This is a genomic window from Microbacterium sp. zg.Y909 (assembly GCF_024626565.1).
The window spans coordinates 1-1405 of the sequence record NZ_JANJFJ010000306.1 but is presented as its reverse complement, the minus strand read 5'-3'; the positions used below and the strand labels follow the sequence as shown (position 1 = coordinate 1405).

The 1405-nt window shown below is 68.5% G+C and carries 1 protein-coding gene and 1 pseudogene; both read left to right on the top strand.

The features are described from left to right. Window positions 1-311: zinc-binding dehydrogenase (locus NQ160_RS17775; RefSeq protein WP_257516469.1), on the top strand; the 311-nt coding region annotated here is incomplete at its 5' end. 395 nt (window positions 312-706) lie between these two features. After that, window positions 707-1405 (top strand): annotated as a pseudogene (locus NQ160_RS17770) (2-isopropylmalate synthase); the annotation flags it as partial.

Below are 1405 nucleotides of genomic sequence, written 5' to 3'. Positions count from 1 at the left end.
TCGCCGCGCTCGACGCAGCCGGGACCGACGAGGCCCTGCGCGTCTCCCTCGAGGTCGTCGCCGATCCGTCGCGCGTCGTGACGATCGCCGCGACCGGCGCGGCCGAGAGCCGCGGCATCCGTCGCATCGCCGGTGGCATGCCGGCGAGCGCCGCCTACCGCGACAGCGTGCGGGCCGAGCTCATCGCCCTCGCCGGGGCGGGGGAGCTGGAGGTGCCGATCGCGGGCGTCTTCCCGCTCGAACGCCTGCACGACGCACTGCAGGTTCTGCTGTCCGGCCACCCCGGCGGCAAGCTCACCCTCGTCCCCTGACCGGCTCCCCGGAATCGATGACGGTTCCCCGACCGATCGCGTCGGCGGCAGGCGGGTCGGGCTGCACAGCCCGCCCCTGCTGCCCCGTCGCCGCTGCCCCGGAGCCGGGTGTCGTGGCGCACGCCGAGAGAGGGCGACGGATGCCACGACGATCCCGGCAGCGATGAGCATTCTGCTCGGCGAAGGTGTCCTCATACCTCGATCGTGTCCGGATCAGGCGGTCCGTCTCCGCGTCGGCACCGCATCCTGTTAGCATCGACCCATGCGCGCGGGCACGCTTCTCCTTCTTAGCTGCCGCGACGAGTCCTCGTTCTAGGGCCCTCTCGTCGCGGAGCTTCTGGTCGGCCCGTATCAGCCTTGAGCCCGCCTCCCCGGCGAGAGAAGAAGCGAAGACCATGGACAACACTCAGAAGCCGTCCGGCATGCCGATCCACAAGTACCGGGCATATCAGGACCAGTTCCGCGTCGACCTGCCCGACCGCACGTGGCCGGACAACCGCATCACGACCGCACCGCGCTGGTGCGCCGTCGACCTGCGGGACGGCAACCAGGCCCTCATCGACCCGATGAGCCCGGAGCGCAAGCGCATCATGTTCGAGCTTCTCGTCGGCATGGGCTACAAGGAGATCGAGGTCGGCTTCCCGTCGGCGAGCCAGACGGACTTCGACTTCGTGCGTCAGCTGATCGAAGAGGACCTCATCCCCGACGACGTGACCATCCAGGTCCTGACGCAGGCGCGTGAGCACCTCATCGAGCGCACGTACGAGTCGATCGCCGGCGCGAAGCGCGCGATCGTGCACCTGTACAACTCCACCAGCGTGCTGCAGCGCGACGTCGTGTTCCGCACCGACAAGCAGGGCGTCATCGACATCGCCCTCGAGGGCGCGCGCCTGTGTCGCGAGTTCGAGAAGCGCATCCCCGAGACCCAGGTCTTCTACGAGTACTCGCCGGAGAGCTATACCGGGACCGAGCTCGAGTTCGCCGTCGAGATCTGCAACCAGGTGATCGAGGTCTTCGAGCCGACGCCCGACCGCAAGGTGATCATCAACCTGCCGGCGACGGTGGAGATGGCCACCCCCAACGTCTACGCCGAT